The organism is Micromonospora sp. NPDC005220 (assembly GCF_040607895.1).
GTDB lineage: Bacteria > Actinomycetota > Actinomycetes > Mycobacteriales > Micromonosporaceae > Micromonospora.
This window is the reverse complement of sequence record NZ_JBEXHP010000048.1, coordinates 18,437-45,063: the sequence shown is the minus strand read 5'-3', so window position 1 is coordinate 45,063 and position 26,627 is coordinate 18,437. Positions and strand designations below refer to the sequence as shown.

The window sequence follows — 26,627 nt, the reverse complement described above, 5'->3', positions numbered from 1 at the left end:
GTGCGGTGCGGTGCGGTGCGGTGCGGTGCGGTGCGGTGCGGTGCGGTGCGGTGCGGTGCGGTGCGGTGCGGTGCGGTGCGGTGCGGTGCGGTGCGCGAAGGCGCGAAGGCGCGAAGGCGTGAGGGCGCGGTGCGTGAGGGCGCGGTGCGCGAAGGCGCGGTGCGCGAAGGCGCGGGGATGGGCGGGTCGGACACGCGGGAGCCCCCGGTCCCGCGCGGGACCGGGGGCTCCGGACGTCGTCAGCTCAGCCGGCCTGCTCGGCGAGTTGCAGGAACTGCCGCTTGGAGGCGAGGGCCTGCTCAGCCTCCTTGATCCGGCGGGCGTCCCCGGCGCTCTGCGCCCGGGCCAGCCGGTCTTCGGCCTCCGCCACCTGCGCCCGCATCTGGGCGAGCAGCGGGTTGTCTTCCTTGGTGGTGCGCCGCCACGCCGAGTCCATCACGTCACGGACCTTGTCGTCGATGACGCGCAGTCGGCGCTCCAGCCCGGCGGCCGCCTCGCGGGGCACCCGGCCGGCCTCGTGCCACTGGGCCTGGATCTCCCGCAGCTTGGCCTGGGCGCCCTTCGGGTCGGCGTCGATGTCCAACGCCTCGGCCTCGGCGAGCAGGGCCTGCTTGCGCTCCAGGTTGCCGCGCTGCTCGTTGTCCCGCGCGGAGAAGACCTCGCTGCGCCGGCTGAAGAACGCGTCCTGCGCACCCCGGAATCGTTCCCAGAGCTTCTGCTCGGCCTCCTTGGAGGCGCGCGGGGCGGCCTTCCACTGGGTCATCAGGTCCTTGAGCTGGTTGGCGGTGGCGGCCCAGTCGGTGGAGTCCTGGAGCTTCTCCGCTTCGGCGACCAACTCCTCCTTGACCGTCTGCGCCTGCTTGCGCTGCGAGTCCAGGGAGGCGAAGTGGGCGCCGCGGCGGCGGGTGAAACCGTCCCGGGCGGCGGCGAACCGCTTCCACAGCTCACCGTCGGCCTTCTTGTCGACGCCGCGGATGGTCTTCCACTCGTCGAGGATCTCCTTGAGCCGGTCCCCGGCGGTCTTCCACCCGGTGGATTCGGCGGCCAGCTTCTCGGCCTCCTCGACCAGCGCGGTCTTGCGGGCCAGGGCTTCGCCGCGAGCGGCGTCCCGGGCGGCGCGCGCTTCGCCGGCCTTCTCCTCGGCGAGGGTCGCCAGCTTGTCCAGGCGTGTGGCCAGCGCGTCGATGTCGCCGACCACGTTGGCCTCGGGCAGCGTGGCACGGATCCGCCGGATCGTGCTCAACGAGTGCCCGGCGTCCGCCGCACCCGACTTGAGCCGAGCCTCGGTAAGGTCCACCTCGGTCACCAGGTCGGCGAAGCGACGCGCGAAGTGTGCCAGGCCCTCCTCCGGTGCTCCCGCCTGCCAGGATCCGACCACCCGCTCGCCCTCGGTGGTCTTGACGTACACGGTGCCGTCCGCGTCCACCCGTCCGAAGGCAGTCCAGTCGCTCATGTACCCATCCTCGTTCTCCCGGCGTCGAGGGATCGATCCCCCGTCGCCGCCACGGCGCAGCCAAGTTGCTTCCGGCATTGTCACAGGTCCGACCCGGTCCGCGTCGAGCGCCTATCGCCGACCGTGACCATACGGTGTCCTAGTGGCCGAATGACCGGATCAGCTCGGAGACGCACCGGGGATTCCCGCTACGGTGAACGGGTGCCACTGGTCGCCGCCGCTGTCTGCCCGCATCCGCCCCTGCTCGTGCCCGAGGTGGCCGGCTCCGCGGCCCCGGAGTTGGACGATCTGCGGGCGGCCTGTGACACCGCCGTACGCCGGCTGTTGGCGACCGATCCGGACCTGGTGGTGCTGTTGGGCACCGGCCCGGTGACCGGCCCGATCCGCACCCCGGCGACCGGTTCCCTCCAGCCCTGGGGGGTCGACCTGGATGTGCCGTTGGGTGCCGACCAGCCGGACCGGGGCGCGGTGCTGCCGTTGAGCCTGACCATCGGCGCGTGGCTGCTGGCCCGCCAGGACAGCCGACCGCCGGTGGTGGCCGTGCAGGTGGCCGCCGACGCCGGCCCGGCGGAGCTGGCCGCGCTCGCCGACGAGGTGGGTGCCGCCGGTGACCGGGTGGCGTCGCTGGTGCTCGGGGACGGGTCGGCCTGCCGGGGAGAGAAAGCGCCCGGGTACGACGACGCGCGGGCCCTCCCGTACGACCAGGGGGTTGCCGCGGCGCTGGCCGACGCGGACCTGGACGTCCTGCTCGACCTGGACCCGGTGGTGTCGGCGGAGCTGAAGGCCGCCGGTCGCGCTCCCTGGCAGGTGCTCGCCGGCGCGGCCCGCGCGGCCGGCGGAGGGTGGCGCGGCGAGTTGCTGCATGACTCCGCCCCCTACGGCGTGGCCTACTTTGTGGCGTGCTGGGAGCGGATGTGACCAGCGGCACGGTCGTCGCGGTGGTGGGCCCGACGGCGGCTGGCAAGTCGGCGCTGAGCATCGCGCTCGCGCACGCGCTGAACGGGGAGGTGGTCAACGCCGACTCGATGCAGCTCTACCGGGGAATGGACATCGGCACCGCCAAGCTGACAGTCGCCGAGCGGGACGGGGTGCCGCACCACCTCCTGGACATCTGGGAGGTCACCGAGCCGGCGAGCGTCGCGGAGTACCAGCGGCTGGCCCGCGCGGCGGTGGACGACATCCTGTCCCGGGGGCGGGTGCCGCTGCTGGTCGGTGGCTCCGGGCTGTACGTCCGGGCGGTGCTGGAGCGCTTCGAGTTCCCCGGCACCGACGCGGCGCTGCGGGAGCGACTGGAGCGGGAGTTGGCCGAGGTCGGGCCGGCCCCGCTGTACGCGCGGCTGCGCGCCGCCGACCCGGTCGCCGCCGAGGGCATCCTGCCCGGCAACGGCCGGCGGATCGTGCGGGCCCTGGAGGTGATCGAGCTGACCGGCGCGCCGTTCGCCGCCTCGCTGCCGCAGCCCACGCCGTACTACCCGTCGGTGCAGCTCGGCGTGGACCTGGACACCGGGCTGTTGGACGAGCGGATCGCCCTGCGGGTGGACCGGATGTGGGCCGACGGTCTGGTGCCGGAGACCCGCGAGCTGGTCGCGCGCGGGCTGCCCGAGGGGCGGACGGCGAGCCGGGCGCTGGGCTACCAGCAGGTGCTGCGCCTGCTCGCCGGTGAGCTGACCGAGGCGCAGGCGCACGACGAGACGGTCCGGGCGACCCGGCGTTTCGTCCGCCGGCAGCGGTCCTGGTTCCGCCGCGACCCGCGGATCCACTGGCTGGATTCGACCACCCCGGACCTGATCGGGGCCGCCGTGCGCCTGGTGCCGGCCGCTGCGCGATGATGGGGCGGTGGAGTTCACCAAGGGCCACGGCACCGGCAACGACTTCGTCCTCCTTCCCGACCCGGACGGTCAGCTCGACCTGACCCCGGAGTTGGTAGCGGCGCTCTGCGACCGGCGTCGGGGCATCGGCGCGGACGGCGTACTGCGGGTGGTCCGCGCGGCCAAGCATCCGGACGGCGCAGGCCAGGCCGGTGAGGCCGAGTGGTTCATGGACTACTGGAACGCCGACGGCTCGTTCGCCGAGATGTGCGGCAACGGCGCCCGCGTCTTCGTGCGCTACCTGCTCGACACCGGGTTGGCCACGCCCGCCGGCGCGGCGTTGCCGGTGGCCACCCGGGCCGGCGTCGTGCGCGCGCTGGTCGAGGGCGACGCCGTCTCCGTCGAGATGCGCCGACCCCAGGTGTACGACAGCTCCACCGCCACCCTCGGCGAGCTGACCCTGACCGGTGCGGTGGTGGACGTCGGCAACCCGCACCTGGTCTGCGTCCTGCCGCCCGGCGTGGAGTTGTCGGCGCTGGACCTGACCGTCGCGCCCGGGTTCGACCCGACGGTGTTCCCGGGCGGGGTGAACGTGGAGTTCATCGTGCCGGGCGACCCGGTGGACGGCACCGACGGGCACACAGTGATGCGGGTGTACGAGCGCGGCAGCGCCGAGACCCTGTCCTGCGGCACCGGTGCCTGCGCGGTGGGTGCGGTGGCCCTGCGCGACGCCGGCCGGGACACCGGAGTGGTCGCCGTGGACGTGCCCGGCGGCCGTCTGACGGTGACGGTCACCGAAAACTCCTGCTGGCTCTCCGGCCCCGCCGTCCTGGTGGCGACCGGCGAGCTAACCCTCCCCACCTGACCCCCCAACCGGGTTGATCAAGAGGTTTGCGTCAAATTTCACGTGGTTCCTGACGCAAACCTCTTGATCAACGTCGTGGCCCGTGGACGGTTCGCGTCAGGGGGTCGCGCTGGCGTTTGCCGCGATTTCCGGGAGGTCTGCCGGGCCGGGGTCGGCGGCCGGGAGCGGGCTGGGGTTGTGCGCGGCGGCGCGGACGGCGGCGGCGACCGCGGGGGCGACCCGGGAGTCGAAGACGCTCGGCACGATCACCGTCGGGTTGATCTTGTCCTCGCCGACCACGTCAGCGATGGCCCGGGCGGCCGCGATGGCCATCTCCTCGGTGAACTCCTCGGCGTGCGCGTCCAGCATGCCGCGGAACACCCCGGGGAACGCGAGCACGTTGTTGATCTGGTTCGGTTGGTCCGAGCGGCCGGTGGCGACCACGGCGGCGTGCTTGCGCGCCTCCCGCGGGTCGACCTCCGGGTCCGGGTTCGCGAGGGCGAAGACGATCGAGTCCTTCGCCATCTGCGCGATGTCGTCGCCGGTGAGCAGGTTCGGCGCGCTGACCCCGATGAACACGTCGGCGCCCCGGATCGCGCCGGGCAGGTCGCCGGAGTAGTTCTCCTTGTTGGTGTTCTCCGCCAGCCACTGCCAGGCCGAGTTGAGCCCGGTCAGCCCGCGGTGCAGGGCGCCCTCCCGGTCGTACGCGATGATGTCGCCGACGCCCTGACGCAGCAGCAGCTTCATGATCGCGGTGCCGGCCGCGCCGGCGCCGGAGACGACCACCCGGACGTCCTCGAGCCGCTTGCCCACCACCCGCAGCGCGTTGGTCAGCGCGGCCAGCACGCAGATCGCGGTGCCGTGCTGGTCGTCGTGGAAGACCGGGATGTCCAACGCCTCGCGCAGCCGGGCCTCGATCTCGAAGCAGCGCGGCGCGGCGATGTCCTCCAGGTTGATGCCGCCGTAGGCCGGCGCGATCGCCTTGACGATCTGCACGATCTCGTCGGTGTCCTGGGTGTCCAGCACCACCGGCCAGGCGTCCACCCCGCCGAAGCGCTTGAACAGCGCGGCCTTGCCCTCCATCACCGGCAGCGACGCGGCCGGGCCGAGATTGCCCAGGCCGAGCACCGCCGAGCCGTCGCTGACCACCGCGACGGTGTTGCGCTTGATGGTCAGTCGTCGGGCGTCGGCCGGGTTCTCGGCGATCGCCATGCAGACCCGGGCCACCCCCGGGGTGTACGCGCGGGACAACTCGTCGCGGTTGCGCAGCGCGACCTTCGAGGTCACCTCGATCTTGCCGCCCAGGTGCAGCAGGAACGTCCGGTCCGACACCTTGCGCACGTCCACGCCGTCCAGCGCGGTCAGCGCGTCGACCACCTGGTCGGCGTGACCGGCGTCAGCGGTGTCGCAGGTGAGGTCGACGATCACATGGGTCGGGTCGGAGTCCACCACGTCCAGTGCCGTGACGATCGCCCCGGCCTCGCCGACGGAGGTGGTGAGTCGGCCGATCGAGGAGGCGTCCGCGGTCACGGCGATCCGGATGGTGATCGAAAATCCGGCGCTCGGCAGTCGGGTGATGGCCACGGGATCCCTCCGTAACGGCTGTGCGGCCGTTCGGCCGCCGTCCGCATTTCTACCGGGTTGTCGCGGCCGACCAGCATTCGCCCCCACTTTTGGCGACCTTCACCATGGGCATATAGCAGGTGCGTTCGGCGTTGTGTCATGTCAGGATTACGTCCTACTTATCAAAACGGACAGGAGAACCGCTTGCGAGACCAGGAGAGCTTTGTCCCCGTCGAGGACGAGCTCGACGACGTCACCACCGGCGAGATGGAGCTGTCGGAGCGGCAGTCCCTCCGACGCGTCCCGGGCCTGTCGACCGAGCTCACCGACGTCACCGAGGTGGAATACCGCCAGCTGCGGCTGGAGCGGGTCGTCCTGGTGGGCGTCTGGACCGAAGGCACGGTCACTGATGCGGAAAATTCGCTGACCGAGCTCGCCGCGTTGGCCGAGACGGCCGGTTCGCAGGTGCTCGAAGGGCTCATCCAGCGTCGAACCCGACCCGACCCGGCCACGTACATCGGCCGCGGCAAGGTCGACGACCTCGGCGCGGTGGTGCTCTCCACCGGTGCCGACACGGTCATCTGTGACGGTGAGTTGTCCCCGTCGCAGCTGCGCAACCTGGAGCAGCGCACCAAGGTCAAGGTCGTCGACCGTACGGCGCTGATCCTGGACATCTTCGCGCAGCACGCCAAGAGCAAGGAAGGTAAGGCGCAGGTCGAGCTGGCCCAGCTCGAATACCTGCTGCCCCGGTTGCGCGGTTGGGGTGAGACGCTCTCCCGGCAGACCGGTGGTTCCGGCCGGGGCGGCGGTGCCGGCGGTGGCGTGGGTGTTCGTGGTCCCGGTGAGACCAAGCTGGAGACCGACCGCCGGCGGATCCGGCATCGCATCTCCCGGCTGCGCCGCGAGATCAAGAGCATGCGCACGGTACGCGTGACCAAGCGTGCTCGACGCACCCGCAACTCCGTGCCCGCCGTGGCGATCGCCGGCTACACCAACGCCGGCAAGTCCAGCCTGCTCAACCGGTTGACCGGTGCGGGGGTGCTGGTGGAGAACGCGCTCTTCGCGACGTTGGACCCGACCACCCGCAAGGCCACCGCCTCGGACGGGCGGCTCTACACCCTCTCCGACACGGTCGGCTTCGTCCGGCACCTGCCGCACCAGATCGTCGAGGCGTTCCGCTCGACGCTGGAGGAGGTCGCGGAGGCGGATCTGGTGGTGCACGTCGTCGACGGCACCCACCCGGATCCGGAGGAGCAGGTCCGGGCGGTGCACGAGGTGCTCGCCGAGGTGGGCGCGGACCGGCTGCCCGAGCTGCTGGTGGTCAACAAGACCGATGCGGCCGACGAGGACACTCTGCTGCGGCTCAAGCGGCTCTGGCCGGACGCGATTTTCGTGTCCGCGTACTCCGGGCGGGGCATGGACGAGCTGCGCGCGGCGATCGAGGAGCGGCTGCCGAGCCCGGCCGTGGAGGTCCGGGCCGTGCTGCCGTACGACCGGGGTGACCTGGTTGCTCGGGCGCACCGCACGGGTGAGGTGCTCAGCACGGCGCACCTGCCGGAGGGCACGCTGTTGCACGTTCGCGTCGGCGCGGAGCTGGCCTCGGAGTTGGCGGCGTTCGACGTGGAGCGGCAGGGACAGGCGGCCGGCAGCCGGTCCTGAGCGGCCACGGCGTCATCCATCGGAAACGCGCGGCATGCGACACTGGCCGAATGCGCCGCGTTGTTTCCTCGGTCACGGTTGCCCTCGGCCTGCTCGGGGCAACCGTGGCGCTCGCCGGAGTCGCCGCAGCGGCTCCCGCCCCTGGGTCGTCCGGGCAGCCCGCCGCCAACCCCGGCCAGAAGCGGTGCACGATCACCGACGAGCGCCTACGGGAGCTGTCCGGGCTGGTCGCCACCAAGAGCGGCTTCATCGTCATCAACGACAGCACCGAGGTCGTGGCACGTAAGCGGGTCTTCTTCCTCGACAGCAAGTGCAAGATCTCGAAGGAGCCGGTCCGCTACTCCGGGCAGGGCCCGTTCGACACCGAGGATCTCGCCCTCTCCAAGGACGGCAGCACCCTCTGGATCGCCGACACCGGTGACAACCCCGACTCGAAGGAGCGCCGCAGCCGCGTCGGGCTCTGGTCGATGCCGGTCACCGGTGCCAAGCAGCCGACGCTGCACCGGCTCTCCTACCCCGAGGCGAAACCGCACGACGCTGAGGCGCTGCTGATCGGCGACGACGGGAAACCACTGATCATCACCAAGGTGACCAGCGGCAAGGCCGAGATCTACACGCCGTCGTCCGCCCTGAAGAGCGGCGACACCGACCCGGTGCCGATGCGTAAGGCCGGCGAGTTCACGCTGCCGAAGACCCAGACGGAGAACGCCCTCAACACGTTCGGCCGGATCGCCATCACCGGCGCGTCCCGGGCTCCGGACGGCTCCCGGGTGGTCCTGCGCACCTACGCGGACGCCTTCGAGTTCGACGTGACCGGTGGCGACATCGTGGGCGCGCTCACCACCGGCAAGCCACGGGTGACGCCGCTGGCCGACCCGTTCGGCGAGGCCATCAGCTACACCCCGGACGGGAAGTCGTTCCTCACCGTCTCCGACGCGGGCCGGTTCACCGAGGACGAGCCCCTCGACATCCTCAGCTACACCCCGTCCACGTCGACCGCCGTGCCACTGGCGCCGGAGGAGGGCGGCAAGCCGGCCGCCTCGAAATCCTGGACCGACGGGTTGAGCCTCGACGACATCACGTACCTGGTCGGCGCGGTCGGGCTGATCGGCCTGCTGTTGGTCGCCGCCGGCATCTTCGGCATCGTGCGCGCCCGCCGTCGGCCGCCGACCGCTGACGAGTCCGACACGTCGGAGTCGGATGACGCGCCGTTCGGCCCGCGCGGTGGCCGTGCCGTCGACGGGTTCCCGGCCGACGACGACCGTAGGGGTGGTGTCTACGGGGGCGGCGCACCGGCCGGCGGCGCGGTGTACGGCGGTGGCGCGGGTCGCGGGGGTCCGACCCCGGCGGGTGGCGCGGGTCGCGGCGGCCCGGCCCCGGCGGGTGGCGCGGTGTACGGCGGTGGCGGCCGGCCCGCCCCGGCGGACGGTGGCTACGGTGCGCCACGACCGGACGGCGGCGGTGCTGGTGTCTACGGCGGCGGCGGTCGTCCGCCGGCCAGTGGCGCGGGTCGACCCCCGGCAGGTGGCGGTCGTCCCCCGGCTGGTGGCGCCGGCCGCCCGCAGGGCGGTGGCGGTGGTCGTCCCCCGGCTGGTGGCGGTGGCCGTCCTGGCGGTGGCGTGTACGGCGGCGACGGCGGTCAGCCCGGTCGCGCGGAGCCGCCCCGGCGCGGTGGTCAGGAGCCCGACTACCGGGGCCAGCGGCCCGGCCGCCGACGCGACGACGACGCGCCCGTCGACCCGTACGGGCAGTATCCCGGGGGCGGTCGCGATCACCGGGGCGACCGTTACTGATCGGCGCTGAGGCGCCCACCCGGGCCTGATGAGCGGTGCGGGTGAGCGCCGTCGGCACCCACCCGCCGACCGGTCAGATGCGGCGTAGCACCGCCACGACCCGGCCCATGATGGTGGCGTCGTCGCCGGGGATCGGGTCGAAGGCCGGGTTCTGCGGCATCAGCCAGACGTGCCCGTCGCGCCGCCGGTAGGTCTTCACTGTCGCTTCGCCGTCGAGCATGGCGGCCACGATCTCGCCGGAGTCCGCGGTCGGCTGCTGCCGGACGACCACCCAGTCGCCGTCGCAGATCGCCGCGTCGAGCATCGAGTCGCCCTTGACCTGGAGCATGAAGACCTCGCCCTCACCCACCAGCTCGCGGGGGAGCGGGAAGATGTCCTCCACGGCCTGCTCGGCGAGGATCGGCCCACCGGCGGCGATCCGACCGAGCATCGGCACGTACGCCGGGGTGGGCCGCTGCGCCCTCGACAGCTCGTCGTCGATCGCCTCGCTGGGGGCGCGGACGTCCACCGCGCGCGGTCGGTTCGGGTCGCGGCGCAGGAAGCCCTTCTTCTCCAGCTCCTTGAGCTGGTAGGCGACGCTGGACGGCGACACCAGGCCGACGGCCTCGCCGATCTCCCGGACGCTCGGCGGGTAGCCGTGTCGTTCCACCCAGGTGCGGATGAACTCCAGGATGCGGCGCTGGCGGGCGGTCAGGTCGACCGTCGCCGGGTCGGGGAAGGCGCTGACCACCGGGGTGACCGGGCGCACGGCGGGCTGACCCGTCCGGCTGCGCGCGGCGCTGCGGCGTCGGGTGGCCGGCGGGCCCGCCTCGGTGATCTGCTGCGGGCTCTTCGGCCGGCTGGCCCGGTCCTCGGTCACGTCCGTCCTCCCTGGTCGACGCTGGGTGCCTCGTCGGCTCGTGGTGCGTGCGGTGGTGCCACGTTGTTCATGACCGTATAGGTGAGATCAGTCATTTTCAAACATCTGTACGACCTCTCACCGGCGTGTCGGGGTGAAAACCACTCCGGTCGTACGGATGTTCTGATAAATGGTACGTCAGGTAGCACTGGTGTTCGATCGTCGACCGTTTTCCGGCCAGGTTTGGCCTGCCGGCCGGTAACTCTGGCTGGGTCCTGGCGTTGGGTCTTCGGGCGTTGTGCGGGGGGTGGGTGACCGGATGGTCCGTGACGCGCCGGACACGCCCGCCAACTTGACCCGGCTTCCCCGGCGACATACGGTCGACCCCTAGATGTAGTAGTGACACGGGCGTAAGTTGCCTACAGGTTGGGTCCGACTACCGACCGCACTCCCGTAACGTTGATCACGGCGGGCGTCATCCGAGGATGGCACCGTCGCGGTCAGTCGTGCCCGGGGTGTCCGGTCTGCTCGCAGTTGATCATTTTTAGGAGGTGGGCGATGCGGTGTCCGTACTGCCGGCACGCTGACTCCCGGGTGGTCGACTCGCGGGAGGCCGACGACGGCCAGCTCATCCGGCGGCGGCGTTCCTGCCCGGAGTGCGGCAAGCGGTTCACCACCGTCGAGGAGGCGGTCCTCGCGGTCGTCAAGCGCAGCGGGGTGACCGAGCCGTTCAGTCGCACGAAGATCATCGGCGGGGTGCGCAAGGCGTGCCAGGGCCGGCCGGTGGACGACGACTCACTCGCGCTGCTCGCGCAGCGGGTGGAGGAGACGGTCCGGGCCAAGGGGGCCGCCGAGATCCCCAGCCACGACGTGGGCCTGGCGATCCTGGGTCCGCTGCGCGACCTGGACGAGATCGCGTATCTGCGGTTCGCCAGCGTCTACCGCTCGTTCGACTCGCTCGCCGACTTCGAGCGCGAGATCGAGACGTTGCGGGCCGCGGCGCGAGCCCGGGAGCAGGGCCGGGCCGATGCGGTTGAGGCCGCCGGCCGTACCAGCTGAGTCTTCACGGTTTTTCGAGAGATTGGGACGCGCGGTGGGTGACCGCGCAGACGAGGGGGGCGACGGCGTGACAACTAGCCGTTCACGAAGCAAGGCAGGCGCGGGGCTGAAGATCGAGCGGGTGTGGACGACCGAGGGGGTCCACCCGTACGACGAGGTCTCCTGGGAGCGCCGGGACGTCGTGATGACGAACTGGCGGGACGGCTCGATCAACTTCGAGCAGCGTGGGGTGGAGTTCCCGGAGTCGTGGAGCGTCAACGCGGCCAACATCGTCACCACGAAGTACTTCCGGGGAGCGGTGGGGACCCCGGAGCGGGAGTGGTCGCTGAAGCAGCTGATCGACCGGGTGGTCGGCACCTACCGCACCGCCGGTGAGGAGTACGGCTACTTCGCGAGCCCGGCCGACGCCGAGGTCTTCGCGCACGAGCTGACCTGGATGCTGCTGAACCAGGTGTTCAGCTTCAACTCGCCGGTCTGGTTCAACGTCGGCACGCCGTCGCCGCAGCAGGTCAGCGCCTGCTTCATCCTGGCCGTCGACGACTCGATGGACTCGATCCTCGACTGGTACAAGGAAGAGGGGCTGATCTTCAAGGGCGGCTCCGGCTCCGGGGTCAACCTGTCGCGCATCCGTTCGTCCCGTGAGCTGCTCTCCTCCGGCGGCAACGCCTCCGGCCCGGTCAGCTTCATGCGCGGCGCGGACGCCTCGGCCGGCACCATCAAGTCCGGCGGCGCGACCCGCCGGGCGGCCAAGATGGTCATCATCGACGTGGACCACCCGGACATCCAGGAGTTCGTGGTCACGAAGGCGCGCGAGGAGGACAAGATCCGCGCGCTGCGCGACGCCGGGTTCGACATGGACCTCGGCGGCTCCGACATCGTCAGCGTGCAGTACCAGAACGCCAACAACTCGGTCCGGGTCTCCGACGAGTTCATGTCGGCGGTGGAGAACGGCAAGGGCTTCGACCTGCGCGGCCGGCTGGACGGCTCGGTGATCGAGACCGTCGACGCCAAGAACCTGTTCCGCTCCATCTCCCAGGCAGCCTGGGAGTGCGCCGACCCCGGTCTGCAGTACGACGACACGATCAACGACTGGCACACCTGCCCGGAGACCGGGCGGATCACCGCGTCGAACCCGTGCTCGGAGTACCTGCACCTGGACAACTCCTCGTGCAACCTGGCCTCGCTCAACCTGATGAAGTTCCTCCGCGCCGACGGTGGCTTCGAGGTGGAGAAGTTCGTCAAGTCCGTCGAGTTCGTCATCACCGCGATGGACATCTCGATCTGCTTCGCGGACTTCCCGACGGAGAAGATCGGCGAGACCTCCCGCGCCTACCGGCAGCTCGGCATCGGCTACGCCAACCTCGGCGCCCTGCTGATGGCCACCGGCCTGCCGTACGACTCGGACCAGGGCCGCTCGGTCGCCGCGTCGATCACGTCCCTGATGACCGGCACCGCCTACCGCCGCTCGGCAGAGCTGGCCGGCGTCGTCGGCCCGTACGACGGCTACGCCCGCAACGCCGAGCCGCACAAGCGGGTCATGCGCAAGCACGCCGCCGCGAACGACGAGATCAAGCCGACCAGCCCGGTGGCCACTGCGATCGTCCGCGAGGCGACCAAGCAGTGGACCCAGGGCAACAAGATCGGCGACAAGTTCGGTTGGCGCAACGCGCAGGCGAGCGTCCTCGCCCCGACCGGCACGATCGGCTTCATGATGGACTGCGACACGACCGGCGTGGAGCCGGACCTGGCGCTGGTCAAGTTCAAGAAGCTGGTCGGCGGCGGCTCGATGCAGATCGTCAACCAGACGGTTCCGCGCGCCCTGCGCAGCCTCGGCTATCCCGAGGAGCAGGTCGAGGCGATCGTCGAGCACATCGCCGACCACGGCCACGTCGTCGACGCCCCCGGCCTCAAGCCGGAGCACTACCCGGTCTTCGACTGCGCCATGGGGGAGCGGACGATCGCTCCGATGGGTCACGTGCGGATGATGGCGGCCATCCAGCCGTTCGTCTCCGGCGCCATCTCCAAGACGGTCAACATGCCGGAGGCGGCCACCGTCGAGGACGTCGAGAAGATCTACTTCGAGGGCTGGAAGCTCGGCCTCAAGGCGTTGGCGATCTACCGGGACAACTGCAAGGTCGGCCAGCCGCTCTCGGTGGCCAAGTCGAACAAGGCCACCGAGCCGGCCGCCGTCGAGACCGCAGCGGCCGCGCCGGCCGCGGTCGAGAAGGTCATCGAGTACCGGCCGGTGCGTAAGCGCCTGCCGAAGAAGCGCCCGTCCGAGACGGTCAGCTTCTCCGTCGGTGGCGCCGAGGGCTACCTGACCGCGTCGTCCTACCCGGACGACGGCCTCGGTGAGGTCTTCCTGAAGATGTCCAAGCAGGGCTCGACCCTGGCCGGCGTGATGGACGCCTTCTCGGTGGCCATCAGCATCGGCCTGCAGTACGGCGTGCCGCTGGAGACGTTCGTCAGCAAGTTCACCAACATGCGCTTCGAGCCGGCCGGCATGACCGACGACCCGGACGTACGCATGGCGGCCTCGGTGATGGACTACATCTTCCGTCGCCTGGCGCTGGACTTCCTGCCCTACGAGCGCCGCGCCGAGCTGGGCATCTTCACGGCCAGCGAGCGGGCCGCGCAGCTGCGCGCCGAGGCCGACGCGGAGGCCGCCGGCGTCACCGGTGTCGAGCTCACCGCGATGGCGTCGTCCGCTCCGGTGGAGACCCCGGCCAAGCCCGAGGCCGTCGCCCAGCCCGCCCAGGAGATGGCCGACGTGGCCGCCGCCAAGCCGGCTCCGAGCGTGGGCTCCAGCACCGAACTGCTGGAGGCCGTCATCGGCAAGGCCGCCGACGCACCGCTCTGCTTCACCTGCGGTACGAAGATGCGCCCGGCCGGTAGCTGCTACGTCTGCGAGGGCTGCGGCTCCACCAGCGGCTGCAGCTGACGTACGCGAAACGCGGCGCTGCCCCGATCTCCTTGCTGGAGGTCGGGGCAGCGCCGTTTCCAGGTAGCGGTCCTACCGGTATTGCCATGATCAGGTGATGAAAAATAGGTCTCAGGGGCCTTCTCCTACCTACTTTTCATCACCTGATCACCGAAGGCGGAAGGGAAGTTTGACCAGAACTGGCCACTGAATTGCTCGGCGGCGCGTACGGCGTTGCGGAACAGCATCGCGACGCCGCCGACCCGGGGCGTGATGGTGCCGGCGACCTCGGCGCCCCGGCCGAGGATGACGACCTCACGACCGGAGACAGGGATCTCGTGGTACGCCAGGAGGGCTTCGATGCCGGCCGGGGTGCACGGCAGCGGGCCGGGCAGGCCGACGGCGAGACGCCCCATGTTGAGCGGGTGCATCCGTCGACGTCCTTGTCCGGGTCGATGGTCTGCAAGGCCGCGTCGTAGTCCAGATGCCTCGGAACGGGGTACTGCACGAGCAGTCCGTGCACGGCCGGATCGTTGTTGAACCGGGTGATGGCCTGGTGCAGCTCGGCCTGGGTGACGGTGGCCGGCAGATGCGGCGGCGGTCTCGGCCAGGACGGCTTCGGCGACGGGTGCCCCCGGCAGCAGCCGGGCCGTGCCCGACGGGGTGTGGTGTGCGGACTCGCTGGTCGTGGTCATGACGGTTCCTCGACGCAGGCGCCCAGGCGGTCGACGCCCGCGAGAGGCTCCCCGATGGTTCCACCATCCCCGTGCCGCCAGTCGCCGCTGCTTCGATGATGCCGCATCACCAGGGCGTCTGCCCAGTTGAACCAGCACAGCCGCCGTCAGCGCCGGGCAGGCCCGCACCGGGCGTGCCGCCGCTGAGCCGGCTGCGGCCCGAGCGCTCAAACGGTCGGCAGGAGCGGGCGCATGAAGGTTCGCTCGTACCGCACCACGCAACCCGACTCGTCGCGGATGCTGTCGGCCGCGACGAACTCCGGGTCGTTGCCGAACCGTGCGCGGTAACGCTCGTAGGCCGCCAGGCTCTCGAAACTGAACAGCGCCTCCGCCTTGTCGCTGGCGCCCTCGGCGGGCAGGAAGTAGCCGTGGTGCACACCACCGTGCTTGGCCACCAGCCGCATCCATTCCCGGGCGAAGTCTTCGAACGCGTCGATCTGCGCGGGATCGATGGTGTAGTGCACGACGCAGGTGATCACGCCGTCACCCTACGGGCCGGATGTTCGGTAACGCTCGTGCTCCGCCTGACGAAGAAGGAGTGTGAAGGCTACGAGGGAGGGCGGCCTGTGAATGAGCCGAGCCGAGCCGATGACGACATCTCCGGCATCGGAGCCGATCCGGTGGCCTTCGAGGTCTTCTACCGGCGGCACCTGGAGGCGGTGAGCCGGTTCGTGGCGCGGCGGGTCGACGACCCACATCTCGCCGCCGACCTGACCGCCGACGTGTTCCTGGCGGTGATCGAGTCGGCGGCCGGCTACCGGCCGGACCGGGGCAGTCAGATCGGCTGGCTGTACGGGGTGGCCCGCAACGTCATCGGCGACGAGCGGCGTCGGGCGGCCCAACGGCTGCGGGTGACCGGTCGACTGGCCGGACGACGGGACCTGGGCCCCGATGACATCGCCCGCATCGAAGAGCGGATCGACGCCGAGTCGGCGGCCCGCCGCACCCACGGAGCGCTGAGCGAACTACCCGAGGGCACCCGAACGCTTGTCGAACTCGTCGCCGTGGACGGCCTCACCGTCGCGGAGGCGGCGACAGTGCTCGGGATGTCACCGGTCGCCGCTCGGGTCCGCCTGCATCGTGCCCGCCGCGTCGTCCGCGCCATGCTCGCCCGCCCGGTCACCACCCTCGCCTGATGAGACGGAGATGACGATGAACGAGACCGAACGGTCGCCGCAGGGTTTCGACGAGCAACTCCTCAGGGATCTGACCGCACACGTCGCCCAACGGGCTGAGATGGCGGCGGCGGGCAGCCCCGCCCGACGCCGTACCCCGTTTCTGCGCGGTTGGCGCCTCGCCGGAGCGTTCGGGCTGGCAGTGACGCTGACCGCCGGTGCGCTGGCGGTCCAGACCATGAGGCTGGGCGATCAGCCGCCGCCCACGGCCAGCGCGGCGGAGATCTTCCACCTGGCGGCCGAGGCCGCCCGGCAGCAGCCGGAGCTCACCGCCCGACCCGATCAGTACGTCTTCACGGAATCCCTGGCGACGATCCGGGAACTGCCGGACAGTGGCCCGTACCGGACCATCCGGAACCAACTGTGGCAGTCGGCCGGCGGAGTCGCGTACACGCAGGGACGGTACCGACCGGAGACCGATCCGAACGGGTGGAGCGAGCTGAGGGTGCTCCGCATGGGCGATGCCGCCGATCCCGAGAAGAAGCTCGACGCGTTCCAGCCGCCCGCGTACCACGGCGACCTGCCCACCGATCCGGACGAGCTGCTTCGATACCTTCGGGAACACCCGGTCGACCTGCATCTCCCCGCGGGAGTCGATGAAGAGGCCGTCTACGGGGACGCGAGCATGGTGTACACCACGGCGCGGTCGATGCTCGACGGCTACGTGCCGCCCGGAGCGCTCGCTGCGCTGTTCGAACTGCTGGCGCGGGAGCCCGGAGCGGTCGTCATATCGGGCGACGTGGTGGACGCCGCAGGTCGGCATGGGGTGGCGATTCGGATGCCCGGCGTGATCGGTGGTAATGAGGACTTGCTCTTCGACCGCGACACCCACGTCTTCCTCGGCCGCCGTGGGTCGGTGGTGCGGGACGGCAAGGAGTCCCTGCACACGGCTGTCGCGCTACTCCGCATCGCCATCGTCGACCGGCCGGGCCAGCTGCCCTGAGCGCCAGCAAACGAGCGACGACCGTTACTCCACGAACGGGTGAGTCAACCCACGGGAATGGGGGCTGAATTACCGAGGAATGGGCTGCGACGATGAGGGCATGACGACGACCGCTGAGGCGTACACCGAGTTCGGCAGCCGCGAGGCGCGCGGCATGTCGCCCACGTACGAGCGACTGTCGAAGGCCGTCGCTCGGGACGACGACCTGATCGCCCTGCTCGACGGGCTCCCGCCGGAGAAGCGGCAGCCGAACCTGCTGTTCGGTGTCGTCCGCTGGCTGGGTGGCCCGGTCGACGAGCCAGCCGCGTTCCACGACTTCGTGTTGACGCACTGGCCGGCCGTCGAGGCGGAGTTGCGCACCCGGGCGACCCAGACGAACGAGGCGGGCCGGTGCGCGGTCCTGCTGCCGGTGCTCGCCGCGTTGCCGCAGCCCCTCGCCCTGCTGGAGGTCGGTGCGTCCGCCGGGCTCTGCCTCTACTCCGACCGGTACGCGTACCGCTACGGCGATCATCAGGTCGGCTCCGGCGAGCCGGTCCTCGACTGCGCGGCCACCGGGTTGGTGCCGCCGGCACGCGTACCCCAGGTGGTGTGGCGGGCCGGCCTGGACCTCAACCCGCTCGACGTGACCGACCCCGGCGACGTGTCCTGGTTGGACGCCCTGATCTGGCCGGAGCAGGCCCACCGACGGGCCCGGCTGCGTGCCGCGGCCAAGGTCGCCGCCGCCGACCCACCGCTGCTGGTCCGCGGCGACCTGGTGGACGACCTGCCGGCGCTGGCCGCGCGGGCGCCGACCGGCGCGACGCTTGTGGTCTTCCACACCTCCGTGCTCTACCAGGTGCCGCCGCCGCGCCGGGACGCGTTCGTCCGGTTGGTCCGCGAGCTGCCCGGACACTGGGTGGCGAGCGAAGGGCCGGAGGTGCTCCGGTACGACGGGCTGCCCGACCCGCCGAGCGACGCTCTGCACAACGTCCTCGCGCTCGACGGAAAGCCGCTGGCCTGGGCCAGAGGCCACGGCCAGGCGCTCACCTGGTTCGGCTGACGTCACCCAGCCGCCAGCTGCCAGCCGCAAGCTGCAAGCCGACCCGGTCAGCTCAACGAGCCGGCTCGGGCATCCGGTGGCGCAGGGCCCGGATGAACCAGTCCACCGCTGGGGCCGTCGCGTCGCCTGTCGACCAGCCGTTGATCACCGCCAACAGGTCGAGGTAGCGGTCCCGGCGGGGGTCGTTGGCCGGAACCAACCGGTCGAGCAACCGCTGACGTAGGTCAGCCTCGTCGGAGTTTCCGTGCAGGCTCGCGTACCGGGCGGTGACGGCCGCGACCACCGGATCGGCGTCCGGGCTGATCGGGTCGAGGCCGGCCGCGACAGCGGGGGTCACCGCGTCCCGGACCACCGCGACGGCGTCCGGGCGGGGCAGACCCGGGACGTCGTGGTCGGCGGCGTGCTGTCGCGCCAGTCGCCGCATCCGGGCCTGGAAGTCCGGGTCCCGACACAACTCGGCCAGCTCCAGCCACGCCTCGACCTGCGCGGTGCTGGGGTCGTCGGGCAGCTCCGGTGTCATTGAGACGATCACACCCGGGTTCCCGGGTTGGTCTCCGAGGCCGGCGAAGACGCTGCCCAGGAAGTCGGCCACCAACTGCCCCCGTTCGTGGGTGGTGAGCTGGGCCAGCCGGTGCAGCTCGTCCACCCTGGCCGGGCCCGACCCGTGCCGCGCCGCGACGGCGAGCACCGCCTGGCGCAGCCGCAGGACCCTGATCTGCACGGCCAACGCCTCGGCGTGCGCGGCGGCCACCTCGTGCAGCGGCACCTCGTGATCCACCACCCGCCGGATGGTGGCCAGGTCCAGGCCCAGGTCACGCAACGTCCGGACCAGCTCCAACCGGGCCACTGCCGCCGGGCCGTACCGCCGGTAGCCGGCCGGGCTCCGATCGGTTGGTGGCACGACCCCGCTGTCGGCGTAGTACCGGATGGTCTTGACGCTCAGGCCCGTCCGTCGGGCCAGGTCGCCGATCGTGTGACGCGTCTCCCCGCTCATGCCCCCACCCTCGCGTCTCCCCCCGGTGGAGACTCAAGCCGCCGCGCTGATCGTCAGCGGACCCGCTCGTGACGGAGCAGGACCACGCCGTTGCCGAAGACGCGGCTCTCCACGAGTCGTAGGCCGGTCGGGGCGTCCGCGTCGGGGAAGAGCCGGCGGCCCCGACCGAGCAGCACCGGGTGGACGTAGATCCGGTACTCGTCGATCAGGCCGTGCCGGGCGAACGTCTCGGCCAGGTCGGCCCCGCCGAGTGCCAGGTCGCCGCCCGGCTCGGCGGTGAGCTTGCGAACCTGCTCGGCGTCGACTTCACGCACGATGGTGGCGTTCCAGTCGGCGTGGTCGAGGGTGCGCGAGTAGACGATCTTCGGCTTGTCCCGCCAGATGCCCGCGTACTCGCGCATCGGCGCGCTGCTCGCCGGATCCTGATCGGCGGTAGGCCAGAACGCGGCCATCAGCTCGTAGCTGACCCGGCCGTTGAGGAACCCGCCCATCGGGGCGATCACCTCGTTGAAGTGCCAATGCAGCTCTTCGTCGACCTGGTGCCAGCCGATGTCGCCGCCCGGGCCCTCGAAGAACCCGTCCAACGACAGGCTCATGTGCACAACGACCTTCCGCATGGTGCTCCTTTGCGCTCGTGAGGGTGGTCGACCCCGAACTACCGCGGGCGAACGTAGTAGACGGTGTCGATGCCCGGGCCGCGATGGTCCGACAGGTTGGCGACGCACCGAAAGCCCAGCTCGGCCAGGAGGCTCAGGTGACTGTCGTTCGTCGACCACGTGCGGGTCGCCACGTGCGGGCTGGTCGACGTGGTCTGCGCGAACAGGTGCGCGTAGAGGCCGCGGGCGATGCCCTGCCTGCGTGCCTCGGGCAGGACGGCGATCGTGCTGACGTAGTCGCAGGGCGACCAGTCGGACAGCAGCGGCTCGGTGTGCCCGGCCCGGAACGACAACAGCCCGGTCACCTCACCATTCAGCGCTGCCAGAATCACGTGTTGTGCCAGGACCGCGTTGAGGTAGAGCGCTGGTGCCGCTCGCCCCCCGCCGGGGACGTCCGGAGCACCGGTGAGGGACTTCGTCGTGGTGCTGGCCCGACTCGACAGCGGCGGCACGAATTCCGCGTCCACCTGGGTCAGGATCTCCGCGATGGCCGGTGCCGCCGCGTCGAGTTGGCGGCCCGGCGTCAACAGCCGGAACTGCGTCACGGCTTCCTGGCCAGGGCGAAGAGCCGATGCTGGTAGAGGCTGGGCTTGGACGCCTCCGCGTGGCGCAGGAACTCGTCCCGGAACAGCTCGCGCTTGTCCGCCGGCACCTGCCGCAGAAACGGCAGCAACCCGGCGTGCGCGAAGTCGCGGATCAGGGAGGGATGCTCATGCCCGTCGCTCTCGACGGCCTCGATCTGGAGATCGACGAAGCCGATCAGGGTGAGCAACCGCTCGAATTCCTTCTTGGTCGGGTAGTAGGCGGGGTAGCTCCACCCCGCGAAGTTGGAGGCCAGCTGCAGCTCCTCGACGACGTCCAGCGCACACCGCCACAGACCCGAGTAGGTCTGGTGGCCGCCCTGGTGCACCGCGAGTTGACCGCCGTCGGCGAGCACCGCGAAGACCCTGCCGTACGCCACCTCCGGTGGCAGCGCCCAGTGCATGGAGCTGTTGGAAAACACCACGGCGAACTGGCGGTTGGAGTGGAAGTCGAGGATGTTCGCCTCCTCGAAGGTGACCGAGTCGGTGGGTGCGGCGGTCAGCCGGGCCCGAGCCGTTTTGATCATCTCGGGTGAGATGTCGATGCCGTGCGTTCGTACCCCGGGGAACCGGCGCGTCAGCTCGATGGTGAGCCGCCCGTCCCCGCAACCGACATCGAGGATGGACTCCCCGCTCCGCAGTCGTAGTTTCTCGATGAGGCGCTCAGCCTGCGACTGCTGGCTCGCGGAGCTCTTCGCATAGCCCTCGGCGTCTCTGAACAGCACATCGGTCTCCATGTCTGCCTTTGGTACCAGAACAGGATCGGCCACCACCGATCGGGCGGGCAACATGTAGTAGTGCGTCGTGCCGGTAATGCTCTCATGCGTGCTGGAGCCGGTCACCGCGAAACGCAGCCGCCGCCCCACCGAGTCGACAGCGGTGAAGGTGCGTCGACCGAACTCGTCGAAGACGACCTCGGTCAATTTGATCACCGCGGGGAAGGCGCCCTCATTCAACTCCTCGCACAGCTCCTGGGCGCTGTCGACCAACGCGGAGACGAGTTCGGTCGGTAGGCGGCGGTCGCCTCGCCCCTCCGTCGGCGGGTGGACCAGCCGGTTGCGGGCCGCGACGTAACGGCTGATCGCGTCGAGCAACCGCGGGCCGAACGGCTTCGGCCGGCGAACCATCATCAGCCCCACGTGGTAGCGGACGTCGGTGGACCCGGCACTTATCGTTCTGAGCAGTGCGGCGATGTCACCGCTCGTCAGTCGGTCCGAGCGGAGCAGCCGACCGGTATGGGACTCGTTGTGCAGGGCCACCAACTGCCGCAGCGAGCCGTAGAGCAACGTTGCCCAGAAGTAGACCAACTCGAAGAGCATCTGCTCGATCTCGGTGATCAGGTTGAGGCCGACGCCCCGCAGCACCTCCACCGACGCCCGCTCCGCGCCCTTCACCCGCAACGCCTGCCCGGCCGAGCGCACTGCCTGCTGATAGGACTCGAGGCCCTGCGGCGTGTCGGTCACGCTGAACCCGAGCCCGCGGGCCAGCAGCCGGGCCCGCGCCTCGGTCCGTTCGAACAACCGGGTCCGGTCAAGCTCCCGGACCTTGATCTGGTGCAGGATGTCCCGTGGGCCCAGCAGGGCGCTGATCAGCTCCACCGGCGACCGGGTCATGCACAACGTCATCAACGTGTCCTGATAGGACTCGCGGGCCTCGTTGCGAAACGACTCCCCGTCGAAGTCGTGGAGCTTCTCCTCGCCGATGAGCGCCAACTCCTCCGGGATGTCGTACAGGCCGAGCAGGATGTCGCGAAGTATTTCCGTCTTGTCCTTGGCTCGGAAATGGATGCGGTTACCGGCCGTGAAGGCGAACTCCGGGAAGGCCCGGAAGTCCTGCAACTTCCGGTCCCCGCGGATGACGCCGTGCAGGTCGACCTCGCCGAGCACACCACCGACTCCCCGTGCCCGATCGATCAAGAGGCGCAGGACCCGGTCCACCGCGCGGAAGTCCGGGCAGTATGTCTGCATCTGGAAGAGCGCCGTGCGGACGGCGCGGGGAAAGGTCTCCAGGGGCACCGCAGCCTTGTCCAGCACACGGTCCAGGTACTCGTCGAACTCCGTCCGATCCGCGTTGCGGTGTTCGAGACTGCACACCTCGACGGGCATCGGGTAGACGTGCCCGCGAGGAAACGACTGGCAGGTGACGACAAGCAGATTCACGTCGAGCTTGCTCACGATCCGCCGGACGAACGCGGGAAACGCGAATTCCGCGTCGTTGTCGAAGTCGTCCATGAAGTCGGCGTCGATGTCGTCGTAGAGGACCGTCCAACCGCGCTGTCCGTCCGGTGTCTCGGCGGTGCCCGCGCAGTGCGCCACAATCGCGTCCACCGCCGCCGCCAGAGCGGTGCGGTCGACGCGCAGGGAGACACCCGCGGCCGATGCGTGGTCCCGCACGTCGAGGATCCGGTCACCAGCCAGGGCGTGCGCCGCCCAGCGCAGGACCATGCTCTTGCCGCTGCCCGTTCCGCCGGTGAGCACGAGCATGCTTCCCGGCTTGCCGCCGGTGCGGTGCCCCAGCACGAACTCCTGGCTCCGTCGGTGGCCGAGCAGGTCGCTCATCGCGGGCCGCCTGACCGGTGCCAGATTCGGCCCAGTGACCGGCCGGAGGCGCCGAGGAAGTCGCGGGTGGATTCGCGTACGCCGGGCGCGAGGTGCAGCAGCGCCAGCAGGGCGAATGCGAGGAGCAGACAGACCGCGAGAGTACGCGGCCCGGGCCCGAGCAGAGCGCCGGCGGCGAAGACCAGCCCGAAGGGCAGCCCGACCGTACTGATCACGTTCACCGCGACCTCCCGCCGACGGGCGGACTCTGCCTGATTGAGTCGTGTCGACCGGTCCAGGCCGGTCTCGATCTGTTGCAGCAGCTCGGTCAGCGCGTTCTGCCGGTGAAATCCGTCCAGCAACGCGTTTGCCACTCCGCCCGAGTTCACCCGACGCGACCACAGGGTGTTGCGGAGTCTCGCCAGCCGCCCCTCCATCCGGGTGAGGTCGGCCTGAGCGGGCTTGTGGGTCCGGAGCAGGGCCAGGTCCTGGGCGATGTCCTGCAGAGACTGGCGCTGGGCCAGTCCGAGGGCGAAGACGTCGACGTACACCGAGGGCACGAGCACCGCGGCGAGGTCCAGGAAGTCTCCGGTGTCGGGCCGGTGGCCGCGCAGCCCGACGAACGCGGCGCCGTCGCGGAGCACCAGTGCCCGCCAGTCCGCGGAGAGGTGCACCAGGCCGGCGAACGGGGTGGCATCGGCCGGATCGGGTGGATAGCGCGACTCGGTGGTGCCCGATGCCAGCCCCCAGAGCCACTGACGGTCGGGCGGCCAGTGCCGATAGGTGAAGCTCATCCGGCGGCGGGGCTGGTCGGTGAAGGAGACGAACGTGATCGACAAGGCGCGGAACGCGCCGCCGCGCAGCCGGGCGGCGGGAGCCAGCGCGGAGTCCAACGCCCTGCGGACCGGATGATCCGGGTCCTCGCCCACGCCGGAGACGGCGCCCAACGACCGGATCGGATCGGTGCCGAGGTTGTAGTGGATGAAGGCGAAGGCGCTGCCCGTGCTGGAGAAGCGCGGCGGCGTCCAGATCTCGGCGGCCCAGGCATGGATCGGTCCGACGGCGACGTCGGTCAACCGCCGGTGCCACCGGGCCGGTTGATCCGACGTTCCGTACAGCGCCCGCGCCAGGTGCGGTTCGAAATAGGTACTGCGGGTCCGGGTGTCAGTGCGGGAAGGGACGCCCGCCGACGACGGAAGGGGGAGCGGCAGTGGGCCCGTCGTCCAGTCGGGTCGGGATCTGACATCTATCTGGTAGAGAATGACGGCGCTCTGAGTAGCGATGTCTGGCATGCCCACCCAGCCTCACGAGTGGCGGAGGTTTGGCCGTCCTCTGCAACTTCGATGTGGCGGACGACCAGGAGAGAGGTTTCATCAACTGTAGGTCACGTCGACAAATGTCATTACGCCGATCCGGCTTCGTCGTCGTCGGTCCTTCGGCTCCGACCATCTCTACACTTCCTGGGTGACCGGAGAGCGACGACCCCTGGCCGACCGGCCGCTCACCGAGCCGCACCCGTCCCGGCTGTCGCCGACGCACCCCGACCGGGCCCGGATTCTCGCGGCGCACGCTGCCGCGTTGGCCGCCGGTGAGGCCGGCTACCTCGACCCGGCGAGCGGGCTGTTCGTGCTCAGCGCCGCTTTCCTGGCCCGCCGTGGCACGTGCTGCGGGCGCGGCTGCCGGCACTGCCCGTACGTGGACGATCCACCCTCGGAATGAGGACTTCCGCCCGACCCACACACCCCGTACGGTGTCCGACGGACATCCGGCGGGCGCTTTCCGCCGTCGGTCGGCGAGAGGGTGGAATGTGCGCGGGCGGATCGTGGTCGCCGGGCTGGCCGGCCTGCTGGTGAGTGGCTGCGCCGACGAGGCGGAGCCGGTGGCGGTGCCACCACCGGTGCCGATCACGGTGGACGTGGCGGCGGCCTCCTCGGGTGGCGCCTGCCGGCTGCTGGACTTCACTGTCATCGAGCAGGTGGTCAAGACGCGCTTCGACGTGGCGGCGTCCAGTGAACAGGGCGACACCCACACCTGTGTGGTCCGGGCCGCGGGCGCGACCCTGCCGGAGTTGACGCTCAGCGTGACCGAGACCACGATCGACAAGACCAGCTTCGGCGCGGACGTGGTGCCGGACAAGGCGGCCAAGGTCACCGGGCTGGGTCAGCAGGCGTACAAGCGGACCACCGCCGCGGCAGCCGGGCGCGGGCCGGTCGCCGAGGTGGGCTGGTTGGCCACCGACGGACGGCTGGCCACGGTGAGCTGGACGGCGGCCCGTGGCAGTGAGCGCTCGGCGGTGGAGAAGCTGACCGGCGACCTGGCCGCGCTGGCGAAGAAGGTGGACACCCGGGCGTTGTGACGCCCGGGCGCCCGGTTGGTCAGTTGGCGGCGACGAAGACCCGGGAGGCGACCTCGCGGGGCAGCCGCACCCGGTCGCCGGAGCGGTCGATCGACACTCCGTCGCGCTCCTGGGCCACTGTGACCGTGGCACCCGGGTCGACACCGGCGGCGTGCAGCTGGCGCAGCACGTCACCGTCGGTCTGCACGCTCTCGCAGATCCGCCGGACCACGACCGGCCCGGAGAGGCCGGGGAACGCCAGGTTGCGCTCACCCTCGCCGGCCTGGGTGGTTTCGGCCTCCGGTGAGCCCAGCTCCTCAAGACCCGGGATCGGGTTGCCGTACGGGGAGCGGGTCGGCCGGTTGAGCAGGTCGTAGACCCGCTTCTCCACGGCGTCGCTCATCACGTGCTCCCAGCGGCAGGCCTCCTCGTGGGCCTCCTCGTAGGGCATCCCGATGACGTTGACCAGCAGCAGCTCGGCGAGGCGGTGCTTGCGCATCACGGACACGGCCGTGCCGCGACCCAGCGCGGTGAGCGTGAGGTGTCGGTCACCCTCGACGGTGAGCAGGCCGTCGCGCTCCATCCGGGCGACGGTCTGGCTCACTGTGGGGCCGCTCTGTCGTAGCCGCTCCGCGATCCGGGCACGCAGCGGCGGCACCCCCTCCTCTTCGAGTTCGAGGATGGTGCGCAGGTACATTTCGGTCGTGTCGACCAGGTCGTGAGACTTCATAACGTCAGCGGCCCTCCGGTGCACGATGTTACCTCGGGGAAGGGCTGGCGACCGCCGCCGAGCCGCGTGCCGTCGGGGCGAATGGTGTTGGATGGTCGCCATGTCCGGTACCCAGGAGCCGTTGGTCGAGGTCGAGCGGCTCGTCACCGAGCTCGACCAGGCCGATCCGCCCACCCTGCTCGATGTCCGCTGGCGGCTCGTCGGGCCGCCCGGCCGCGACGACTACCTCGCCGGCCACCTGCCCGGGGCGGTCTTCGTCGACCTGGACACCGCGCTCTGTGGGGCGCCGGGCGCCGGCGGTCGGCACCCCCTGCCCGACCCGGCCGCGTTGCAGGCCGCGCTCCGGGCCGCCGGCGTCCGCGCCGATCACCCCGTGGTGGTGTACGACGGCGGCGACGGCATGGCCGCCGCGCGGGCCTGGTGGACGCTGCGCTGGGCGGGGCACCGCTCGGTGCGCCTGCTGCACGGCGGCTATCCGGCCTGGCTCGCCGCCGGCCGGCCCGTCTCCACCGATCCGCCCGCCCCAACCCCCGGTAACGTCGTGGTGCGCCCCGGTGATCTCCCGGTACTCGATGCGGGGCAGGCCGCCGCGCTGGCCGCCGCGGACGACGCCGTGCTGCTCGACGTACGGGCGGCGCCGCGTTACCGGGGCGAGGTCGAGCCGATCGACCCGGTCGCCGGGCACGTGCCGGGAGCGGCGAACCTGCCCGCCGGGGAGTACGTCGGACCGGATGGTCGTTTCCCGGCCGCCGAGGTGTTGCGCGAGCGGTTCGCCGCCGCCGGGGTGACCGGGGCCGTCGGGGCGTACTGCGGCTCGGGTGTGACCGCCGCGCAGGCGGTGCTCGCGCTGCATCTGGCCGGCCGCACGGACGCCGCGCTCTACGTTGGATCGTGGAGCAACTGGGTGGCCGACCCGGCTCGGCCGGTCGCCTCCGGGTCGACACCCGGTCGCTGACCAGCGCATGC

Annotated in this window: 23 protein-coding genes and 1 pseudogene; 13 read left to right on the top strand and 11 right to left on the bottom strand. The window is 70.9% G+C overall.

The window, feature by feature from the left end; translation table 11 throughout:
* Window positions 1-244: 244 nt before the first annotated feature.
* Window positions 245-1,453 (bottom strand): DUF349 domain-containing protein, encoded by a 1,209-nt coding sequence (locus ABZU52_RS19010; RefSeq protein ID WP_354972319.1) that lies wholly within the window; start codon window positions 1,451-1,453, stop codon window positions 245-247.
* A 150-nt stretch (window positions 1,454-1,603) separates the two neighbouring features.
* On the opposite strand from ABZU52_RS19010, the gene ABZU52_RS19005 reads away from it, so the two are divergent.
* The 3 genes from ABZU52_RS19005 to dapF are packed head-to-tail and all read left to right on the top strand — an operon-like array spanning window position 1,604 to window position 4,126.
* The gene (locus ABZU52_RS19005) at window positions 1,604-2,371 is read left to right on the top strand and encodes a hypothetical protein (RefSeq protein WP_354972318.1); all 768 of its coding nucleotides are present in this window, start codon (window positions 1,604-1,606) and stop codon (window positions 2,369-2,371) included.
* A complete protein-coding gene (gene miaA, locus ABZU52_RS19000; protein ID WP_354972317.1) occupies window positions 2,368-3,282 on the top strand; it encodes a tRNA (adenosine(37)-N6)-dimethylallyltransferase MiaA in 915 nt (304 codons plus the stop codon). The genes ABZU52_RS19005 and miaA overlap by 4 nt, the downstream gene beginning before the upstream one ends.
* Window positions 3,283-3,289: 7 nt before the next feature.
* Window positions 3,290-4,126 (top strand): diaminopimelate epimerase, encoded by an 837-nt coding sequence (dapF, locus tag ABZU52_RS18995; RefSeq protein WP_354972316.1) that lies wholly within the window; start codon window positions 3,290-3,292, stop codon window positions 4,124-4,126.
* Between the two features lie 96 nt (window positions 4,127-4,222).
* On the opposite strand, the gene ABZU52_RS18990 is transcribed toward dapF, so the two are convergent.
* Window positions 4,223-5,689, bottom strand: a complete 1,467-nt coding sequence (locus ABZU52_RS18990; protein ID WP_354972315.1) for an NAD-dependent malic enzyme — start codon at window positions 5,687-5,689, stop codon at window positions 4,223-4,225.
* 183 nt (window positions 5,690-5,872) lie between these two features.
* Between ABZU52_RS18990 and hflX the strand changes: the two genes are divergently transcribed.
* Together hflX and ABZU52_RS18980 are read left to right on the top strand one after the other, a co-directional pair.
* On the top strand, window positions 5,873-7,327 hold the full coding sequence (hflX, locus tag ABZU52_RS18985; RefSeq protein WP_354972314.1) for a GTPase HflX: 1,455 nt from the start codon (window positions 5,873-5,875) through the stop codon (window positions 7,325-7,327).
* A 50-nt stretch (window positions 7,328-7,377) separates the two neighbouring features.
* A complete protein-coding gene (locus ABZU52_RS18980) occupies window positions 7,378-9,120 on the top strand; it encodes a hypothetical protein (RefSeq protein WP_354972313.1) in 1,743 nt (580 codons plus the stop codon).
* Between the two features lie 73 nt (window positions 9,121-9,193).
* On the opposite strand, the gene lexA is transcribed toward ABZU52_RS18980, so the two are convergent.
* On the bottom strand, window positions 9,194-9,979 hold the full coding sequence (gene lexA, locus ABZU52_RS18975; protein WP_091400540.1) for a transcriptional repressor LexA: 786 nt from the start codon (window positions 9,977-9,979) through the stop codon (window positions 9,194-9,196).
* A gap of 537 nt (window positions 9,980-10,516) precedes the next feature.
* On the opposite strand from lexA, the gene nrdR reads away from it, so the two are divergent.
* On the top strand, window positions 10,517-11,017 hold the full coding sequence (nrdR, locus tag ABZU52_RS18970) for a transcriptional regulator NrdR (RefSeq protein WP_091400542.1): 501 nt from the start codon (window positions 10,517-10,519) through the stop codon (window positions 11,015-11,017).
* Between the two features lie 34 nt (window positions 11,018-11,051).
* Window positions 11,052-13,958 (top strand): vitamin B12-dependent ribonucleotide reductase, encoded by a 2,907-nt coding sequence (locus ABZU52_RS18965; protein ID WP_354972312.1) that lies wholly within the window; start codon window positions 11,052-11,054, stop codon window positions 13,956-13,958.
* A 125-nt stretch (window positions 13,959-14,083) separates the two neighbouring features.
* On the opposite strand, the pseudogene ABZU52_RS18960 reads toward ABZU52_RS18965, so the two are convergent.
* Both ABZU52_RS18960 and ABZU52_RS18955 read right to left on the bottom strand, forming a co-directional pair.
* Window positions 14,084-14,632, bottom strand: a pseudogene (locus tag ABZU52_RS18960) (bifunctional 5,10-methylenetetrahydrofolate dehydrogenase/5,10-methenyltetrahydrofolate cyclohydrolase).
* A gap of 206 nt (window positions 14,633-14,838) precedes the next feature.
* Window positions 14,839-15,150 carry an NIPSNAP family protein gene (locus ABZU52_RS18955; protein WP_354972311.1) on the bottom strand — a complete coding sequence of 104 codons (312 nt, stop codon included), beginning with the start codon at window positions 15,148-15,150 and terminating at the stop codon, window positions 14,839-14,841.
* Between the two features lie 87 nt (window positions 15,151-15,237).
* Here ABZU52_RS18955 and ABZU52_RS18950 point away from each other — a divergent pair, with 87 nt between their 5' ends.
* The 3 genes from ABZU52_RS18950 to ABZU52_RS18940 all read left to right on the top strand — a co-directional run bounded on the left by ABZU52_RS18950 (window position 15,238) and on the right by ABZU52_RS18940 (window position 17,828).
* Window positions 15,238-15,807, top strand: coding sequence for a sigma-70 family RNA polymerase sigma factor (locus tag ABZU52_RS18950; protein WP_354972310.1), 570 nt, complete (start codon window positions 15,238-15,240; stop codon window positions 15,805-15,807).
* A gap of 16 nt (window positions 15,808-15,823) precedes the next feature.
* Entirely contained in the window at window positions 15,824-16,789 is a 966-nt protein-coding gene (locus ABZU52_RS18945) for a CU044_5270 family protein (protein ID WP_354972309.1), read from the top strand.
* Window positions 16,790-16,889: 100 nt separating this feature from the next.
* Complete coding sequence (locus ABZU52_RS18940) at window positions 16,890-17,828, top strand: DUF2332 domain-containing protein (protein ID WP_354972308.1); 939 nt, start codon at window positions 16,890-16,892, stop codon at window positions 17,826-17,828.
* Window positions 17,829-17,880: 52 nt separating this feature from the next.
* Here ABZU52_RS18940 and ABZU52_RS18935 read toward each other — a convergent pair whose 3' ends face one another.
* From ABZU52_RS18935 to ABZU52_RS18915, 5 genes are read right to left on the bottom strand one after another with little or no spacing between them, the layout of a single operon-like run.
* Window positions 17,881-18,822, bottom strand: a complete 942-nt coding sequence (locus tag ABZU52_RS18935; RefSeq protein WP_354972307.1) for a MerR family transcriptional regulator — start codon at window positions 18,820-18,822, stop codon at window positions 17,881-17,883.
* Between the two features lie 53 nt (window positions 18,823-18,875).
* Complete coding sequence (locus ABZU52_RS18930; protein ID WP_354972306.1) at window positions 18,876-19,439, bottom strand: dihydrofolate reductase family protein; 564 nt, start codon at window positions 19,437-19,439, stop codon at window positions 18,876-18,878.
* A gap of 38 nt (window positions 19,440-19,477) precedes the next feature.
* Window positions 19,478-20,023, bottom strand: coding sequence for a GNAT family N-acetyltransferase (locus tag ABZU52_RS18925; RefSeq protein WP_354972305.1), 546 nt, complete (start codon window positions 20,021-20,023; stop codon window positions 19,478-19,480).
* The gene (locus ABZU52_RS18920; protein ID WP_354972304.1) at window positions 20,020-22,617 is read right to left on the bottom strand and encodes a methyltransferase domain-containing protein; all 2,598 of its coding nucleotides are present in this window, start codon (window positions 22,615-22,617) and stop codon (window positions 20,020-20,022) included. Before ABZU52_RS18920 ends, ABZU52_RS18925 begins: the two co-directional genes overlap by 4 nt.
* Window positions 22,614-23,672, bottom strand: a complete 1,059-nt coding sequence (locus ABZU52_RS18915) for a hypothetical protein (protein WP_354972303.1) — start codon at window positions 23,670-23,672, stop codon at window positions 22,614-22,616. The genes ABZU52_RS18920 and ABZU52_RS18915 overlap by 4 nt, the downstream gene beginning before the upstream one ends.
* A 388-nt stretch (window positions 23,673-24,060) precedes the next feature.
* Here ABZU52_RS18915 and ABZU52_RS18910 point away from each other — a divergent pair, with 388 nt between their 5' ends.
* Both ABZU52_RS18910 and ABZU52_RS18905 read left to right on the top strand, forming a co-directional pair.
* Window positions 24,061-24,315: a DUF5522 domain-containing protein gene (locus ABZU52_RS18910; protein WP_354972302.1), complete on the top strand. Its 255-nt coding sequence runs from the start codon at window positions 24,061-24,063 to the stop codon at window positions 24,313-24,315.
* A gap of 88 nt (window positions 24,316-24,403) precedes the next feature.
* Complete coding sequence (locus ABZU52_RS18905) at window positions 24,404-24,952, top strand: hypothetical protein (protein ID WP_354972301.1); 549 nt, start codon at window positions 24,404-24,406, stop codon at window positions 24,950-24,952.
* Window positions 24,953-24,971: 19 nt separating this feature from the next.
* Here the strand turns inward: ABZU52_RS18905 and ABZU52_RS18900 are convergent, their stop codons facing one another.
* Window positions 24,972-25,661, bottom strand: a complete 690-nt coding sequence (locus ABZU52_RS18900; protein WP_354972300.1) for a metal-dependent transcriptional regulator — start codon at window positions 25,659-25,661, stop codon at window positions 24,972-24,974.
* A gap of 100 nt (window positions 25,662-25,761) precedes the next feature.
* Here ABZU52_RS18900 and ABZU52_RS18895 point away from each other — a divergent pair, with 100 nt between their 5' ends.
* The gene (locus ABZU52_RS18895) at window positions 25,762-26,616 is read left to right on the top strand and encodes a sulfurtransferase (protein ID WP_354972299.1); all 855 of its coding nucleotides are present in this window, start codon (window positions 25,762-25,764) and stop codon (window positions 26,614-26,616) included.
* Window positions 26,617-26,627 lie beyond the last annotated feature (11 nt).